Below are 16,509 nucleotides of genomic sequence, written 5' to 3' on the forward strand. Positions count from 1 at the left end.
CTGGAATCGCGTCAGGCTGTTAGCGAGCCTGACTTGCCATGCAGCGTCGGGGAGAGCTGGCACATCTCCAGGAAAATAGCGACATAGCTGCGGGCTTCGTTCTTCAGGTCAAAGGAGTCCGGGGCGAAAAGCCAGTTTTCCATCAGGCCGGAAATATAACTGCGCATCAGCACAGCCGCCCGTCGGGTCATTAACGTCGCCGGCAGCTGGTTCGCCTGCATGCACTGGGTGAGGACCTGTTCAATGCGATCGTAGCTTTCCAGACACAGGCTGCGCTGCGCCTGCTGGACGACCGCCATCTCTCCGACCAACTCGCATTTATGGTAGATGATTTCCATCATTAACCTGCGACGTTCTTCAACTACCGTTGCTTCAAGGATATATACTAATATTTCTCTTAATACTGAGAGTGGATCCTCGGGGAATTTTGCCCGATACTCAGTCTCAAGATCGCTAATGCTGGACTCTGAGAGTTGCCAGATTTCACTGAACAGATCTGTCTTGTCTTTAAAATGCCAGTAAATCGCTCCCCGCGTGACGCCCGCGGCCTGAGCAATCTGCGCCAGCGAGGTTGACGAAACACCCTGCTGAGAAAACAAACGCATAGCCACATCCAGAATGTGTTGTCGGGTTTCAAGCGCTTGTTGTTTGGTTTTTCGTGCCATACGTTAGTGAATTTACAGGAGTCAGATTTACATACATTTGTGAATGTATGTACCATAGCATGACGATAATATAAACGCAGCAATGGGTTTTTGGACTCAGGACCATTGATCAATTTGAAATCGGACACTCGAGGTTTACATATGAACAAAAACAGAGGGTTAACGCCTCTGGCGGTCGTTCTGATGCTCTCAGGCAGCTTAGCGCTAACAGGATGTGACGACAAACAGGCTCAACAAGGAGCTCAGCAGGTGCCAGAAGTTGGCGTGGTGACGCTCAAGTCCGAACCTCTCCAGATAACGACAGAATTACCGGGCCGTACCAGCGCATACCGCATCGCAGAAGTGCGTCCTCAGGTGAGTGGTATCATCCTGAAACGTAACTTCACCGAGGGTGGTGAAGTGAAAGCTGGCGAGTCTCTGTATCAGATTGATCCGGCAACCTACCAGGCCTCCTATGAGAGCGCAAAAGGCGATCTGGCGAAAGCAGAAGCTGCAGCCAAAATCTCCCAACTGACGCTGAACCGTTACAAAAAACTGCTCGGTACCAAGTACATCAGTCAACAGGATTATGACACTGCCCTGTCTGATGCACAGCAGACCAACGCCGCCGTGATTGCCGCGAAAGCTGCAGTGGAAACAGCGCGTATCAACCTCGCCTATACCAAAGTGACCTCCCCAATCAGCGGTCGCATCGGTAAATCCTCCGTCACGGAAGGGGCGCTGGTGCAGAACGGTCAGACCAACGCGTTGGCCACCGTGCAGCAGCTTGATCCGATTTACGTTGACGTGACCCAGTCCAGCAACGATTTCCTGCGCCTGAAACAAGAGCTGGCAAACGGCACGCTGAAGCAGGAAAACGGTAAAGCCAAAGTGGAGCTCGTGACCAATGACGGTATCAAGTTCCCGCAGGCAGGCACACTGGAATTCTCCGATGTGACGGTCGACCAAACTACCGGTTCCATCACCTTACGTGCGATTTTCCCGAACCCGGATAAGACACTCTTACCTGGTATGTTCGTTCGCGCGCGTCTGGAAGAAGGCACCAACCCAACCGCACTTCTGGTGCCTCAGCAGGGTGTCACCCGTACGCCACGTGGCGACGCGAGTGCACTGGTTGTCGGGGCTGATGACAAAGTCGAAACGCGCAACATCACTGCCACGCAGGCGATTGGCGATAAATGGCTGGTGACGGAAGGTCTGAAAGATGGCGATCGCGTGATTATTACTGGTTTGCAAAAAGTTCGTCCTGGCGCGCAGGTCAAAGCACAGGAAGTGAAATCTGACGATAAACAACAAGCTTCGGCCGCTGGCCAGTCAGAACAAACCAAGTCTTAACTTAAACAGGAGCCGTTAAGACATGCCTAATTTCTTTATCGATCGCCCCATATTTGCATGGGTGATCGCCATAATCATCATGCTGGCTGGGGGACTTGCGATCCTGAAGCTGCCTGTCGCGCAATATCCAACGATTGCGCCACCGGCGGTAACAATTTCCGCAACCTACCCCGGGGCTGATGCAAAAACGGTGCAGGACACCGTGACACAGGTTATCGAACAGAACATGAACGGTATCGATAACCTGATGTACATGTCCTCAAACAGTGACTCAACCGGTACGGTACAGATCACCCTGACCTTCCAGTCAGGTACTGATGCTGACATCGCGCAGGTTCAGGTCCAGAACAAACTGCAGCTCGCCATGCCGTTGCTGCCACAAGAAGTACAACAGCAGGGTGTGAGCGTCGAGAAATCGTCCAGTAGCTTCCTGATGGTTGTTGGCGTTATCAACACCAACGGCACCATGACGCAGGAGGATATTTCCGACTACGTGGGCGCCAACATGAAGGACGCCATCAGCCGTACGTCTGGCGTGGGTGACGTTCAGCTGTTCGGTTCTCAGTACGCGATGCGTATCTGGATGGATCCGAACAAACTGAACAACTTCCAGCTGACGCCGGTGGACGTGATCAACGCCATCAAAGCGCAGAACGCCCAGGTTGCCGCCGGTCAGTTAGGCGGTACCCCGCCGGTGAAAGGCCAGCAGCTTAACGCCTCGATCATCGCACAGACCCGTCTGACCTCCGCCGATGAGTTCAGCAAAATTCTGCTGAAGGTGAATCAGGACGGTTCGCAGGTTCGTCTGCGCGACGTGGCGAAAGTGGAACTGGGTGGCGAAAACTACGACATCATTGCGAAGTTTAACGGCAAGCCGGCTTCCGGTCTCGGGATCAAACTGGCGACAGGTGCTAACGCCCTGGACACCGCGACGGCTATCCGTGCGGAACTGAAGAAGATGGAACCGTTCTTCCCGTCCGGCCTGAAGATCGTTTATCCGTATGACACCACGCCGTTCGTCAAAATCTCGATTCACGAAGTGGTTAAAACCCTGGCAGAAGCGATCATCCTGGTATTCCTGGTCATGTATCTGTTCCTGCAAAACTTCCGCGCGACGCTGATCCCAACCATCGCCGTACCGGTCGTATTGCTCGGGACCTTCGCCATACTGGCCATCTTTGGCTACTCGATAAACACCCTGACAATGTTCGGGATGGTGCTCGCCATCGGCTTGCTTGTGGATGACGCCATCGTGGTGGTAGAAAACGTCGAGCGTGTTATGGCGGAAGAAGGTCTACCGCCGAAGGAAGCAACCCGTAAATCCATGGGCCAGATCCAGGGCGCGCTGGTCGGTATCGCGATGGTACTGTCTGCGGTGTTTATCCCGATGGCCTTCTTTGGCGGCTCTACCGGTGCAATTTATCGTCAGTTCTCCATCACCATTGTCTCGGCGATGGCGCTGTCGGTACTGGTTGCATTGATCCTGACGCCTGCACTGTGTGCCACCATGCTGAAACCTGTTCAAAAAGGCGGTCACGGCGAGCATAAAGGGTTCTTCGGCTGGTTTAACCGCATGTTTGATAAGAGCACGCATCACTACACCGACAGCGTGGGTAACATCCTGCGCAGCACCGGTCGTTACCTGCTGCTCTATATCATCATCGTGGTGGGTATGGCCTATCTGTTCGTTCGTCTGCCAAGCTCGTTCCTGCCCGATGAAGACCAGGGCGTGTTCCTGACGATGGCACAGCTGCCGGCGGGTGCCTCGCAAGAACGTACCCAGAAGGTGCTGGATGAAGTAACGGATTACTACCTCACCAAAGAGAAAGCTAACGTTGAATCCGTGTTTGCGGTTAACGGCTTTGGCTTTGCGGGTCGTGGTCAGAACACCGGTATTGCCTTCGTTTCTCTGAAAGACTGGTCAGAACGTCCGGGCGAAGAGAACAAAGTTGAGGCAATTACTGGCCGTGCAATGGGCACGTTCTCACAGATTAAAGATGCGATGGTCTTCGCCTTTAACCTGCCAGCGATAGTTGAACTGGGTACAGCGACAGGTTTCGACTTCCAGCTGATTGACCAGGGCGGTCTGGGTCATGAAAAACTGACGCAGGCACGTAACCAGCTGTTCGGTGAAGTGGCGAAACACCCTGACCTTCTGGTCGGCGTGCGTCCTAACGGTCTGGAAGATACGCCTCAGTACAAAATCGACATCGATCAGGAGAAAGCGCAGGCACTGGGCGTTTCCATCAGTGACATCAATACCACGCTGGGCGCGGCCTGGGGCGGTAGCTACGTTAACGACTTCATTGACCGTGGTCGTGTGAAGAAAGTGTACGTGATGTCAGAGGCGCAATACCGTATGTTACCGAACGATATCAACAACTGGTACGTTCGCGGCAACAACGGTCAGATGGTGCCGTTCTCATCCTTCTCTACGTCGCATTGGGAATACGGTTCGCCGCGTCTGGAACGTTATAACGGGCTGCCATCCATGGAGATCCTGGGTCAGGCCGCACCAGGCCGAAGCACCGGTGAAGCCATGAACCTGATGGAAGAGCTGGCAGGTAAACTGCCTGCGGGTATCGGCTATGACTGGACCGGTATGTCCTACCAGGAACGTCTGTCCGGTAACCAGGCCCCTGCCCTGTACGCCATTTCACTGATTGTGGTCTTCCTGTGTCTGGCGGCACTGTATGAGAGCTGGTCGATTCCGTTCTCCGTTATGCTGGTGGTGCCACTGGGGGTTATCGGTGCGCTGCTTGCGGCAACGTTCCGTGGATTAACCAACGACGTGTACTTCCAGGTGGGCCTGCTGACAACCATTGGCTTGTCGGCGAAGAACGCGATACTTATCGTTGAATTCGCCAAAGATCTGATGGAGAAAGAAGGTAAAGGCCTGATTGAGGCGACCCTTGACGCGGTGCGTATGCGTCTGCGCCCAATCCTGATGACATCACTGGCATTTATCCTCGGGGTAATGCCGCTGGTTATCAGTACCGGTGCGGGTTCCGGTGCACAGAACGCCGTCGGTACAGGCGTTATGGGGGGTATGGTTACCGCAACCGTTCTTGCTATCTTCTTCGTTCCGGTATTCTTCGTGGTGGTTCGCCGCCGCTTTAGCCGCAAGAATGAAGATATTGAGCACAGTCATTCGGTAGAACCGCACTGATACCGGTTTCACATGATAAAAAGGCCGCATTAGCGGCCTTTTTCTTTTTCGGAAAAAAATCATAAAATAGGCTTATTGTGCTTCTATTTATTTCCTGCCGCCTACAATGACATATCATAATTAACTGATAACGTAATCGCTGAATTCAGGATTTTTTTAATTTCATTTCCCTGCTTAAGTGATTAGGAATATTCCTAACCATATCTTCAGACAAAGAGAACTCCGGATTTGGACATCTTAGGATTGTTTACGCTAAGCCAATGAAACGTAAGGGAGCGAAAAAAGTTCCGCGTTAATCTGGATAAAAATGTTTAGCGCTGAAGGCACATTTGCGTAAAGGCTCGCAGTCAGTGCTTTTATTTGTAATTTTTCGTAATAGCGCGGTGAAATCTTGATCAGAGTGGATTATAGTTAGAGTTATCAGGAACACAGCACCCGTGCGGCTAAGTATGTTGTATCCATCCCGACATGATGTTCGGTGAGTAAGAAATCACTCAGAAGGGGGATGCGCTATGGACGAGTACTCGCCAAAAAGGCATGATATCGCGCAGTTGAAATTTCTCTGCGAATCCTTGTACCATGACTGCCTTGCCAATCTTGATGAAAGTAACCATGGCTGGGTAAACGACCCAACGTCTGCCATCAATTTACAGTTAAACGAGTTGATCGAGCATATTGCAACCTTCGCACTTAATTATAAAATTAAGTACAATGAAGATAATAAGCTGATTGAGCAAATTGATGAATACCTGGATGACACCTTTATGTTGTTCAGCAGCTACGGCATTAATGCGCAAGATTTGCAGAAATGGCGTAAATCGGGCAACCGACTATTTCGTTGCTTCATCAACGTGAGCAGAGCTAACCCCGTTAGTCTTTCCTGTTAAAATTATTACAATTAGTAAGGTAAATTTATGTCTGAAAAACCACTCACAAAAATCGATTATTTGATGCGTTTGCGACGCTGTCAGTCAATAGACACGCTTGAACGTGTAATTGAAAAGAATAAATACGAGCTTTCTGATAATGAACTGGCGGTATTTTATTCAGCGGCTGACCACCGTCTTGCAGAACTGACCATGAATAAGCTGTATGACAAAATCCCAACGTCCGTGTGGAGATTTGTCCGTTAATCTTTGAAGTGTGTCTGTAGAGGTTCTACGCCACTTTCTCAGCTGTATTCAACTTTCTGGCTATACCCTCCTGCCCCAGTGCAGGTCTCCGTGTAAAACGTGCTCATCCGCAATATTATTGTGATGATAGTCACAGTGATTTTCCGGGAACGTTCCCCTGCTATCCTGTTCCGATTACCCTACGGTAAAGACGACCAGTGAGGTTCCCAATGAGCATAGAAAAGCAGAAGATGATTGCAGGTGAACATTACCGCCCTGGTGATGAAACATTACGGGCCGACCGATTACGCGCCCGACACCTGGTTCACCGTTATAACCACACTGCACCTGATGAGAAACTCGAACGCCAGAACATTCTGGCGGAACTCCTCGGGCAAAGCGAAGGGGCCTATATTGAGCCGAGCTTCCGCTGTGACTATGGATATAACATTTATCTGGGCAAAGAATTTTACGCCAATTTCGATTGCGTGATGCTGGATGTCTGCCCGATACATATTGGCGACAACTGCATGCTCGCGCCAGGGGTGCATATTTACACGGCAACCCATCCGCTGGACGCCGACGCGCGTAATAGCGGCGTGGAGTTTGGCAAGCCGGTGACCATCGGCAACAACCTCTGGATTGGCGGACGTGCGGTTATTAACCCGGGCGTTACGTTGGGTGATAATGTGGTGGTGGCCTCCGGCGCTATCGTAACGAAAGACGTCCCGGCGAATGTCGTCGTCGGCGGCAATCCGGCAACAATCATTAAACGGCTGTAAATTGACGGGGAGTCAACTGTTATGGTCTTTTAGCGCCTGACTGTTACTTTTTTCAGCCAAATGGCTCCCCTAAAATTGGCAGACATCCTGTATTGTCAATTCTCATAAAGGCAAAAAATGACCGAGATACAGCGCCTGCTTACTGCCACCATCGACGATCTTAATCACCGCGAAAAGCGCGACAATCGCCCACGCTTTAGCATCAGCTTTATTCGCAAACACCCTGGACTGTTTGTCGCAATGTATGCCGCCTGGCTGGCGACACTGATTGTGATGCTGAAGTCCGAAACTCTGGTGGACTCCGTCTGGCTGCTTGTCATTCTGTTTGTGGTGTTTAACGCCTTTTTCTTTTTTGACGTTAATCCCCGCTACCGCTACGAAGATATCGACGTCCTTGATTTCCGGGTTTGCTATAACGGTGAATGGTATAACACGCGTTACGTGCCGCCGGAGCTGATCGAAAGCATCATGCACTCCCCCGCGGTTGAAACGGTGCAAAAAGAGAAGCTGCAGAAGATGGTATCCACCAAAGGTCAGCTCTCTTTTTATGATGTCTTTACCCTTTCCCGTCCTGCTGCTGTGTGATTAAAGCCTGTATGCGTCGGATACCCGACACAAACTGAGAAGCAGAGGTATTGCCGTAACCTAACACCAGACCGGTTTGCCCCTGCTTCGGCTCCAGGTAATACCCGCTCAGTGCAGCGGGTGCCAGCTGAAACGCCCTCGCCTGCTCAACCACTTTCTGGTCGTCGATGCCGTCTATTGCCAGCGTCAGATGCATCCCCCCTTCACCCGCCAGAATGCGATGCGGGGTATGAAGCTCAGCACTCAGCACCTCACGCAGCTGTCGGTAGCGCTTACGGTAGAGCCGGCGCATGGCGGCAAGGTGGCGGGCATAATGTCCTTCCTCAATAAACAGCGCCAGGGTTCGCTGTTCGGCGCGATGCCCGCCACGCAGCAGCGCGCCAATGGCTGGACGGGCCGCTTTTGCCAGCGCCGGGGGTAACACCATGAACCCCATTCTCAGCGACGGAAAGAGGGTTTTGCTGAAGGTACCGAGATAGACAACCGGCGCATTGTTGACCATTCCCAGCATTGCGGGCACGGGCTCACCGGAATAACGAAACTCGCTGTCGTAATCATCTTCAATAATCCAGGCGTTATGCTGCCGGGCCAGATCCAGCAGCGCCAGGCGTCGCCGCGCACTGAGCACGCTTCCGTACGGAAACTGGTGCGAAGGTGAGGTGAAAATAAGCGCAGGGGACGGCGTATCCAGCCCTTCCCAGAACATGCCTTCGTCATCAACCGGCATCCCCGTCATGACTAAGCCCGCTTTGGCAAAGGCGCTTTTAGCCCCGCCATAGCCAGGCTCTTCCACCCACGCGACGCTGCCGGGTTCGCTCAGCAGCATCGTGCAAAGGTTTACCCCCTCAAGCGCGCCTTCGGTCATTACTATCTGACTGGCATCGCAGTCAATGCCGCGCGAAAGGGCAAGGTGGCGAGCAATGGCCGCCCGCAGCGACGGTTCCCCGGCAGGATCGCCATACCCTAAGAGCGCGCTGCCCTCTTCACGCAGAACCCGGTCGTACAAGCGCCGCCACAGCGGCAGGGGAAAGTAGTTGATGGCCGGTGTTCCCGGCGTAAATGCCGGAACCGGGGTATCACGCGGCACCGGCGCAGGCAGCGAGGCGACCCGGGTGCCGAGCGTGACGGCAGAGTCCGGCAATGCCTGAACGAGCGTACGCTGCGCCAGCTGCGCTACCCGCGTCCCCAGGCGGTTACGCAGCAGATACCCTTCGAGCGTCAGCTGTTCCAGCGCCGCATTGACGGTATTCCGTGAAAGCGAGAGCTGCTGAGCCAGCATTCGCGAACCGGGAAGCCGGCTCCCGGCGTGTAGCTTGCCGCACAGTATCGCCTCACGCAGTGCATGATACAGCGCGCGCTGCAACGTCTCTTCCCCCCGCGCTTTCAACGCGGCATTCAGCAAAGTATAAAATTCATCGCCCGGTATGTTCATCTCGCCTCCCGTGGTACCACCAAAACATAGCTGAGTGGCACTTTTTAAGGAACCAGTAATTCACTAGTCTGGCGTTCTTATCAACGTCACGGACAGTAAAATGAAAACATTCAACGAGTTTGGACAGCCAGTAGGCGAGGCGCTTATCGACTGGCAACCCCGCCAGCACCCTTCACGTGTGGTGCTTCAGGGCCACTATTGTCGCCTTGAGCCGCTGCGAGTAGAGCACGCTGAGGCGTTGTTCAGCGCGTATTCTCTGGCCGAAGATACCCGCAGCTGGACGTGGCTGCTGCGTGAGCCGGATGCCAGCGCAGAGGCGTTTGCAGGATGGGTAGAAAGCGTGCGCGACTTATCCGATCCGATTCACTTTAGCGTTATCGACAACCAGACCCAGTCCCCGGTCGGCACGCTGGCTCTGATGCGGATCGATCCAACCAACGGCGTTGTGGAGGTGGGACATGTTCATTTCTCCCCGCTGCTCAGCCGCACGCCGATGTCGACGGAAGCGCAATATCTGCTGATGCGATACGTGTTCGACACCCTTGGGTATCGTCGATACGAGTGGAAGTGCAACAGCCTGAACGCGCCTTCGCGCAAGGCGGCACTGCGTCTTGGCTTTCAGTTTGAGGGGCGTTTTCGTCAGGCACTGGTCACGAAAGGTCATAACCGGGATACCGACTGGTTTTCAATTCTCGACAAAGAGTGGCCGGCGCTGGCGAGTGCCTTTGAAGGCTGGCTTGCCACCGACAATTTTACTGCCGATGGCAACCAGAAAAGATCCCTGGAAAGCTGGCGCGAAACACGCGTCTAGCGTCTTTTCTTACGTCCCTGAACCGCCTTAAAGCGCGGATTGGATTTGCAAATCACGTATAAGCGTCCCTTGCGTTTGACTATCTGGCAATCCGGGTGACGCTGTTTTGCACTGCGCAATGAGTTAAGTACCTGCATGGTTATCCCCGCTTCGCATTAAGAAAGCCGCCGAAACGCTTACGGAAGCGCGCCGCACTGCCATCCGTCGAGAACGTTTTCTGCTTGCCGGTGTAGAACGGGTGCGATTTTGAAGAGACCTCGATGGTGATATACGGATACGTTTCACCGTCGAGTTCAATTTCGCGGTCGGTCTTAATGGTTGAGCCGACTTTAAAGTATTCATTAGCACTGGTGTCGTGGAACACCACGGTGCGATAGGCTGGGTGGATATCTGGTTTCATCGTAAACTCTTTATGTTTTGTTATAACATAACAAAATGATATCTAACCCCTGCTGAAAAAACAACCCCTCTGCCCCGACGATATTTTCTGTTGTGCCGTAAATCATGACCTGCGCGTGCTATAACTTTATCATTTAGCGGTAAAATCTTTCTCCTCTGGCAGGTTTTTCAGCGCCCAGGAGCGGGCATAAGAGGAAGGAAACAGCACCATGAAAACCCGACATCTGGTCAGTCTGGTGACCGGCGTACTTATCATTGCGGTGCTGGTTCCGATTAGCCTGAGCATCTGGCTGGCACATCGCCAGGCGGAAGATAAGTTTGTCGATGCGCTGGATAGCTATGCCTCACGCGTGCTGATACGTACCGCCAGGGTGGTGGATGATGCTAAAGAAGCGCTCAACAGCCTGCAGACCTTTAAAGGGATCCCCTGTAGCGTTATGCATTTAAGGGAGATGCGGCGGGTCGCTTTTTCATGGCGTTATGTTCAGGAAGTTATTTATATCAACAATCTTGAACCCCTTTGCTCGTCCCTGGAACAAACCAGTCAGTCGGCCCCTTTCCCGCCGCCCATGCGAATCACGGAAGATGGTTATGGCGCATGGCTCACCACGCAAAACGATCTCGGTTTTAGCCGCTACATGGCGGTCCTGGGTCGGGGCCACTATCTGGTGCTGGTGGATCCTGCCTCGCTTGTCGATGTGATCCCTTTCGGTGAGATCGCCACAGATGCCGCCCTGGTGGGCAGCAAATCACATCTCATTTTTGCCAGCAGCAGCAAGCTCGATCCGCATATCCGCAATCTGGTTAAGGTTCAGGGCGTCACCCGCATTCAGTACAACGGCTCGATATACATTATGAAGCCTGTTCCTGAACTGGGGTTTACGGTGGTCGCCTGGGCGGCGTTAAAACCGCTGGCTGAAACCTGGCACCAGCAACTTCTTATCTGGCTGCCGTTCGGCATACTGATAAGCCTGCTTGCCGCACTCTTTGTTTTGCGACTGCTGCGTCGCATCCAGTCGCCACGCAACCGCCTGCTTGACGCCATCAATAACCGGGAATTTGTGGTGCATTACCAGCCCATTATTGAACTCTCTAGCGGGAAGATTGTGGGCGCAGAGGCGCTAACCCGCTGGCCCCAGCCTGACGGGAGCAGCCTTTCACCGGATATTTTTGTGCCGCTTGCTGAGCAAACGGGGCTCATCTCGCAGCTGACGTATTTGGTCATTGAAAAGGTGTTTGAGGATATGGGCTACTGGCTGCACCTTCACGCCGGGCAGCATATTTCCATTAACCTCGCGCCGGCCGATTTGACCTCGGGAAAACTTCCGCCACTGTTGAGTCACTTAATGAATAAGTGGAAAGTCCATCCGCAACAGATCGCCCTTGAGTTAACCGAGCGCGGCTTTGCCGATCCTAAAATCAGCGCGCCGGCCATCGCCGCCTTTCGTCATTCAGGCCACGCAATCTATATTGATGATTTCGGTACGGGCTATTCCAGCCTGAGCTACCTGCAGGATCTGGATGTCGACACGCTAAAAATTGATAAAGCGTTTGTGGATGCACTGGAATATAAAAACGTGACGCCACACATTATTGAAATGGCGAAATCGCTGAAGCTGGCGATGGTTGCGGAAGGCGTGGAGACCGAAGGGCAACTCGCCTGGCTACGTCGTCACGGCGTGCAGTATGGGCAGGGTTGGTACTACAGCAAGGCGTTGCCGAAAGCGGACTTTATTCTTTGGGCGGAAGATAACCTCAAAACACATCCTACTTAAGATAGGATTTGATCACCTGTAACACGACGCCAAGATCGGCTTCGCGCTGAGCTTCTTCAGGCTCTTTCACCACATGATCGGTGAGATGACCTTCGATCACCTGCATCATCATGCCGTTTACCGCGCCGCGGATCGCCGCCAGCTGTTGTAACACGTCGGCGCATTCGTGGTCGCTATTGAGCATTTTTTCCAGGGCAGCGCTTTGCCCCTGAATTTTCTTCAGGCGAGTCAATAACATCTTCTTGTCGCGAACCGTATGTGACATCTCTGTCTCCCTTATCGTATGGCTTTTAAAGCATATCATGCTCTACTCCCCCTGAGTATTTTTCTACTGGGGGGTAGTATTAGACTACTGGGGGGGAGTAGTATCTGAACACGCTTTCCACTCCGGAATTTTCCATGAACGATTTTGCTTCACTCCTCCAGCAGGGCAATGCCTGGCTGTTTGTACCCAGCGCTATCCTCCTCGGCGCGCTGCATGGCCTGGAGCCGGGCCACTCCAAAACGATGATGGCCGCGTTTATTGTGGCTATTCGCGGTACGCTGAAACAGGCGGTGTTGCTTGGTCTGGCGGCAACGCTTTCCCATACGGCGGTGGTCTGGATCATTGCTATGGCAGGATTATGGTTTGGCCGGGGCTGGGATGCGCATACGTCTGAGCCCTGGTTCCAGCTGGTCTCGGGGATACTGATCGTGCTGATCGCCCTGTGGATGGCCTGGCGAACCTGGAAGGAGAGTCAGCCACACGATCACCACCATCATCACGATCACCATGATCACCATGATCACCATGATCACCATGATCATGATCATGATCATCACGACCATGACCATAACCACCATCATGATCATCACGACCATGGGCATCCACTGGTTGAAGAAGAGTGGCAGGACGCCCACCAGCGCGCGCACGCGCAGGATATTAACCGCCGCTTCAACGGCCAGAACGTTACCACCGGACAAATTGCCCTGTTTGGCCTGACCGGAGGGCTTATCCCCTGCCCGGCCTCAATCACGGTCCTGCTCATCTGCCTGCAGCTGAAGCATTTTGCCCTCGGCGCAACGCTGGTATTCAGCTTCAGTATTGGTCTGGCGTTAACGCTGGTCGCTTCCGGTGCAATTGCCGCCCTGAGCCTTAAGCATGCGACAAAACGCTGGCCGGGTTTCAGCGAGTTTTCACGAAAAGCACCGTGGATCTCCGCTGTCCTGATTACTGTGGTCGGGATTTACATGAGCCTGCACGGCCTGAGCGGTATCCTGGCGTAAGCGAGGCGGCCACTGCTGTGGCCGCCTCTTTGCTCAGTCAGGGTTCTGCTGCCAGCTGAAGGTATAGCGAAGCTGGCGTTTCTGCAGAATAAATTCCGGCGAGACGCTGGGGCTCCACGAGTCATCACCGCCCACGCCCATATGAAACGCGTCCAGGTTAAGCCAACACCCCGGCTCCTCGCGCAACAGATGATGGTGAGTTGTCTCATGCAACTGCTGCTGGCTGTGGCGGCTGACGGAGAAATGGAACAGGCCATTCAGCCGATGCGCGCCCAGCAGCAGTTCACGGGTATCACAGCGCAGACCATTTTCTGTCGGGAAGATGTAAGGCGTGTGCATGGCTTCCAGCGGTAATGTCCAGCGCCCCTGCTGAGCCGCCAGCGTTCTGTCCGGGTAGTTTTCATGTGGCCCAAGCCCCAGCCACTGAACCGCTTCCGGCGTTGCGGCAAGGTGAACACTCAGGCCTACGCGTGCCGGTTCCGGGATATCAGACGCAATATCGACCTGAATATCGCCATGCAAAACGCCCCGATCGTCCACCCGCCAGACTTTACGGCTCAGGAACAGCGCTTTACCGCGAAACTCCCAGACATGCAGGGTTTTCACCACCGCCTCGGCTGCATGCTGCTCTCCTTCACAGTGCAGTAATCGCGGGGTGAGCTCGTACATGCCTGCCGCTTTCCAGCGCTCCACCCACGCATTCGGATCGATTCGCGTGGCCTCGCTCACACCAATATCATTGTCCAGCGGTGCGCGGCTAACGTTATCCATCAGCGGTGAGAGCAGCGTTTCAACGCCATTGCGCCACCATTGCGTCAGGTGTCCTGATGCGCGGTTGAACTGCCAGCGTTGCTGCTGATGCACCAGCTCAAACACGTCGCCAGTTTGCGTTAACACCGGCGGTACACCTTCTGGCGCTGGCGGGGCGATATACAGGGGAGTCGGAACCGGCCACTGCTCCCACGCGCAGCGATGGTTTGCCGGTGACCACGGCGTCGCCCGCGGCTGGTGCACTTCAACGTTCAGCCAGACGTCACCCGCTTCAGGCGCCAGCGCTGGCAGGTTGATGTCCAGACGCTGTGTGCCCTGGGGAGCAATGGAGAGCGTCACGTCCCCCCTGGCCAGCACGCTGCCGTCACGGACAAGGGTCCAGCGCAGCACCTCGTTATCGGTATGACGGAACAGGTAATCGCTGTGGACTTCAATCACCAGCGGAGACGTACTTATCCGCGTAAAGGTGAAAAACTGCTGAGCGCGCTGGGCTTCATACAGCGCCGGATGCGGTGTGCGATCGGGAAAAACCAGCCCGTTAAGGCAGAACTGGCGGTCATTGGGCGTGTCGCCAAAGTCTCCCCCGTAGGCCCAGAACGGTGTGCCATTGTCGTCTTTTCTGGTCAGCGCCTGGTCAACCCAGTCCCAGACAAATCCCCCCTGCAGGCGAGGATGGCGGCGAAACGCCTGCCAGTATTTGGCAAAACCACCGAAGCTGTTCCCCATCGCGTGGGCGTATTCACAGAGAATAAGCGGACGCGTTTCATCCGGCATGCCGATCCATTTTTTAACAGACCATTTCGGTACCGCCGGGAAGGGCTGATCCTGATCGACCCGGGCATACATCGGGCACACGATATCGGTCGCTGCCGTATTCGCCCCACCGCCTTCGTACTGCACCGGACGCGTCGGATCGGTGGTTTTCAGCCAGCGATACAGTGCGTCATGGTTCGCGCCATGGCCGGACTCATTCCCCAGCGACCAGATGATAATCGAAGGATGATTGCGGTCGCGCTGCACCATGCGGGTGACGCGTTCGCTCATGGCAGGGAGCCAGCGCGGATCGTCAGCAAGGCGACTCATCGGCACCATGCCGTGGGTTTCAATATTGGCTTCGTCGACGACATACAAACCATAGCGGTCGCAAAGCGTGTACCACAGCGGATGGTTCGGATAGTGTGAGCAGCGCACGGCGTTGAAGTTATGCTGCTTCATGAGTTCGATATCGCGGCGCATCGTGGCTTCATCCATCACCTGGCCGTTTTCCGGGTGATGCTCATGCCGGTTAACGCCGCGGATCAGCAGGGGTTTACCGTTGAGCTTCAGCAGGCCATTGCTGATCTCTATGCGGCGGAACCCCACATCGCAGGCCTCCGTTTCCAGCACCTCACCCTGCGCGTTCAGAAGCGTCATCGTCAGGCGATAAAGTTCCGGCGTTTCCGCACTCCACAAGGCTGGCGCCTCAACGGGGAGCGTCACCGTTAGCCGCTCGGCCCAGCCGCCGCGCTCATCGACAGCGGCAGTGCCCGGCCGCCCGGTGGCACTGGCGCATTTTTCGCCGTTGCGCCACAGGGTAAACGCCACCTCACACTCCGCAAACTGTGCGCCTGCGAGCGCGAGATCCACCTTCAGCACCGCGCGATCCCGCTCCGCATTCAGGTCAGTCACAACCTGATAATCGGCTATGTGCGTCTCTGGCTTATGCAGCAGCGACACATCGCGGAAAATCCCGCTCATGCGCCACATGTCCTGATCTTCCAGATAGCTCCCGTCGCACCAGCGCAACACCATGACCGCAATGCGGTTCTCGCCAGGACGCAGTACCGCTGAGAGATCGAATTCGGCGGGCAGTCGGCTGTCCTGTGAATAACCGATCCATTGACCGTTACACCACAGATGAAACGCCGAATTCACGCCATCGAAGATAATGCGGGTTTGACCGTTCTGCAGCCAGGCATCATCCATCTCAAATGTGAGCGAGTAACAACCTGTTGGGTTTTCTTGCGGCACAAACGGTGGGTTTACAGGGATAGGATAGGTCACGTTGGTGTAGATGGGCGTGTCGAACCCCTGCATCTGCCAGTTAGAGGGCACGGGCATCAGCACGGCATCGGCGCAATCTTCACTGACCCATACCGAAGGAACCTGCTCTGGTGCAGGAAAGAAGCTAAAACGCCACTCCCCGTTAAGGAGGCGTCGGCTGACGGTTCCCCCGTCTTCTCTAGCGGAGTGTTCGTCACGCCAGCTGTGCAAGGGAGCATGTGCTGCCAGGCGGTTCCACTGGGTGACTCCGGGATTTTCCCAGTCCCGACGAGCCAGAAGTGCGCTGAGGGTCAGCGATGGAGTGTTGGACATATTAACCTCTTTGCGAAGCGCTCACAATTTTAGCTAACATGCCCTGGCTACC

Annotated in this window: 15 protein-coding genes; 9 read left to right on the top strand and 6 right to left on the bottom strand. The window is 54.4% G+C overall.

From position 1 onward, the window contains the following. Positions 1-11: 11 nt before the first annotated feature. Positions 12-665: a multidrug efflux transporter transcriptional repressor AcrR gene (gene acrR, locus QE396_RS11755; RefSeq protein ID WP_014168906.1), complete on the bottom strand. Its 654-nt coding sequence runs from the start codon at positions 663-665 to the stop codon at positions 12-14. A 141-nt stretch (positions 666-806) separates the two neighbouring features. Here acrR and acrA point away from each other — a divergent pair, with 141 nt between their 5' ends. From acrA to QE396_RS11785, 6 genes are all read left to right on the top strand, one after another. Next, positions 807-2,000: a multidrug efflux RND transporter periplasmic adaptor subunit AcrA gene (gene acrA / locus QE396_RS11760; protein WP_020885186.1), complete on the top strand. Its 1,194-nt coding sequence runs from the start codon at positions 807-809 to the stop codon at positions 1,998-2,000. Positions 2,001-2,022: 22 nt separating this feature from the next. Then, a complete protein-coding gene (acrB, locus tag QE396_RS11765) occupies positions 2,023-5,169 on the top strand; it encodes a multidrug efflux RND transporter permease subunit AcrB (protein WP_014168904.1) in 3,147 nt (1,048 codons plus the stop codon). A gap of 512 nt (positions 5,170-5,681) precedes the next feature. After that, positions 5,682-6,056, top strand: a complete 375-nt coding sequence (gene tomB / locus QE396_RS11770; RefSeq protein WP_020885187.1) for an Hha toxicity modulator TomB — start codon at positions 5,682-5,684, stop codon at positions 6,054-6,056. 27 nt (positions 6,057-6,083) lie between these two features. Next, positions 6,084-6,302, top strand: a complete 219-nt coding sequence (locus tag QE396_RS11775) for an HHA domain-containing protein (protein ID WP_014168902.1) — start codon at positions 6,084-6,086, stop codon at positions 6,300-6,302. Between the two features lie 209 nt (positions 6,303-6,511). Continuing rightward, entirely contained in the window at positions 6,512-7,063 is a 552-nt protein-coding gene (gene maa / locus QE396_RS11780) for a maltose O-acetyltransferase (protein ID WP_309951148.1), read from the top strand. A 117-nt stretch (positions 7,064-7,180) separates the two neighbouring features. Further along, a complete protein-coding gene (locus tag QE396_RS11785; protein WP_020885189.1) occupies positions 7,181-7,648 on the top strand; it encodes a YlaC family protein in 468 nt (155 codons plus the stop codon). Here the strand turns inward: QE396_RS11785 and QE396_RS11790 are convergent. Continuing rightward, a complete protein-coding gene (locus QE396_RS11790; RefSeq protein ID WP_020885190.1) occupies positions 7,620-9,080 on the bottom strand; it encodes a PLP-dependent aminotransferase family protein in 1,461 nt (486 codons plus the stop codon). The genes QE396_RS11785 and QE396_RS11790 overlap by 29 nt on opposite strands. A gap of 100 nt (positions 9,081-9,180) precedes the next feature. On the opposite strand from QE396_RS11790, the gene QE396_RS11795 reads away from it, so the two are divergent. Then, the gene (locus QE396_RS11795) at positions 9,181-9,891 is read left to right on the top strand and encodes a GNAT family N-acetyltransferase (RefSeq protein WP_020885191.1); all 711 of its coding nucleotides are present in this window, start codon (positions 9,181-9,183) and stop codon (positions 9,889-9,891) included. On the opposite strand, the gene ykgO is transcribed toward QE396_RS11795, so the two are convergent. Then, positions 9,888-10,028, bottom strand: coding sequence for a type B 50S ribosomal protein L36 (gene ykgO / locus QE396_RS11800; protein WP_003859006.1), 141 nt, complete (start codon positions 10,026-10,028; stop codon positions 9,888-9,890). The genes QE396_RS11795 and ykgO overlap by 4 nt on opposite strands. 2 nt (positions 10,029-10,030) lie before the next feature. Continuing rightward, the gene (locus QE396_RS11805) at positions 10,031-10,291 is read right to left on the bottom strand and encodes a type B 50S ribosomal protein L31 (RefSeq protein WP_010428154.1); all 261 of its coding nucleotides are present in this window, start codon (positions 10,289-10,291) and stop codon (positions 10,031-10,033) included. A 208-nt stretch (positions 10,292-10,499) separates the two neighbouring features. On the opposite strand from QE396_RS11805, the gene QE396_RS11810 reads away from it, so the two are divergent. Then, a complete protein-coding gene (locus QE396_RS11810; protein WP_020885192.1) occupies positions 10,500-12,065 on the top strand; it encodes an EAL domain-containing protein in 1,566 nt (521 codons plus the stop codon). On the opposite strand, the gene QE396_RS11815 is transcribed toward QE396_RS11810, so the two are convergent. Next, positions 12,058-12,330, bottom strand: coding sequence for a metal/formaldehyde-sensitive transcriptional repressor (locus QE396_RS11815; protein WP_020885193.1), 273 nt, complete (start codon positions 12,328-12,330; stop codon positions 12,058-12,060). The two genes, QE396_RS11810 and QE396_RS11815, sit on opposite strands and share 8 nt — an antisense overlap. 134 nt (positions 12,331-12,464) lie before the next feature. On the opposite strand from QE396_RS11815, the gene QE396_RS11820 reads away from it, so the two are divergent. Beyond that, positions 12,465-13,331 (top strand): nickel/cobalt efflux protein RcnA, encoded by an 867-nt coding sequence (locus tag QE396_RS11820; protein WP_309951152.1) that lies wholly within the window; start codon positions 12,465-12,467, stop codon positions 13,329-13,331. Between the two features lie 33 nt (positions 13,332-13,364). Here QE396_RS11820 and QE396_RS11825 read toward each other — a convergent pair whose 3' ends face one another. Beyond that, entirely contained in the window at positions 13,365-16,457 is a 3,093-nt protein-coding gene (locus tag QE396_RS11825) for a beta-galactosidase (protein WP_309951155.1), read from the bottom strand. Positions 16,458-16,509: the final 52 nt, after the last annotated feature.

Origin of the sequence: Enterobacter sp. SORGH_AS_0287, from assembly GCF_031453695.1 — a bacterium.
In the GTDB taxonomy this organism is placed as follows: Bacteria; Pseudomonadota; Gammaproteobacteria; order Enterobacterales; family Enterobacteriaceae; genus Enterobacter; species Enterobacter ludwigii.

Bases quoted from the DNA above. Each gene is read 5' to 3' on its own strand.
- QE396_RS11815 (WP_020885193.1), bottom strand. From the start codon at position 12,330: ATGTCACATACGGTTCGCGACAAGAAGATGTTATTGACTCGCCTGAAG.
- tomB (WP_020885187.1), top strand. From the start codon at position 5,682: ATGGACGAGTACTCGCCAAAAAGGCATGATATCGCGCAGTTGAAATTT.
- QE396_RS11820 (WP_309951152.1), top strand. From the start codon at position 12,465: ATGAACGATTTTGCTTCACTCCTCCAGCAGGGCAATGCCTGGCTGTTT.
- QE396_RS11785 (WP_020885189.1), top strand. From the start codon at position 7,181: ATGACCGAGATACAGCGCCTGCTTACTGCCACCATCGACGATCTTAAT.
- QE396_RS11825 (WP_309951155.1), bottom strand. From the start codon at position 16,457: ATGTCCAACACTCCATCGCTGACCCTCAGCGCACTTCTGGCTCGTCGG.
- acrR (WP_014168906.1), bottom strand. From the start codon at position 665: ATGGCACGAAAAACCAAACAACAAGCGCTTGAAACCCGACAACACATT.
- QE396_RS11810 (WP_020885192.1), top strand. From the start codon at position 10,500: ATGAAAACCCGACATCTGGTCAGTCTGGTGACCGGCGTACTTATCATT.
- maa (WP_309951148.1), top strand. From the start codon at position 6,512: ATGAGCATAGAAAAGCAGAAGATGATTGCAGGTGAACATTACCGCCCT.
- acrA (WP_020885186.1), top strand. From the start codon at position 807: ATGAACAAAAACAGAGGGTTAACGCCTCTGGCGGTCGTTCTGATGCTC.
- QE396_RS11790 (WP_020885190.1), bottom strand. From the start codon at position 9,080: ATGAACATACCGGGCGATGAATTTTATACTTTGCTGAATGCCGCGTTG.
- QE396_RS11775 (WP_014168902.1), top strand. From the start codon at position 6,084: ATGTCTGAAAAACCACTCACAAAAATCGATTATTTGATGCGTTTGCGA.
- acrB (WP_014168904.1), top strand. From the start codon at position 2,023: ATGCCTAATTTCTTTATCGATCGCCCCATATTTGCATGGGTGATCGCC.
- QE396_RS11795 (WP_020885191.1), top strand. From the start codon at position 9,181: ATGAAAACATTCAACGAGTTTGGACAGCCAGTAGGCGAGGCGCTTATC.
- ykgO (WP_003859006.1), bottom strand. From the start codon at position 10,028: ATGCAGGTACTTAACTCATTGCGCAGTGCAAAACAGCGTCACCCGGAT.
- QE396_RS11805 (WP_010428154.1), bottom strand. From the start codon at position 10,291: ATGAAACCAGATATCCACCCAGCCTATCGCACCGTGGTGTTCCACGAC.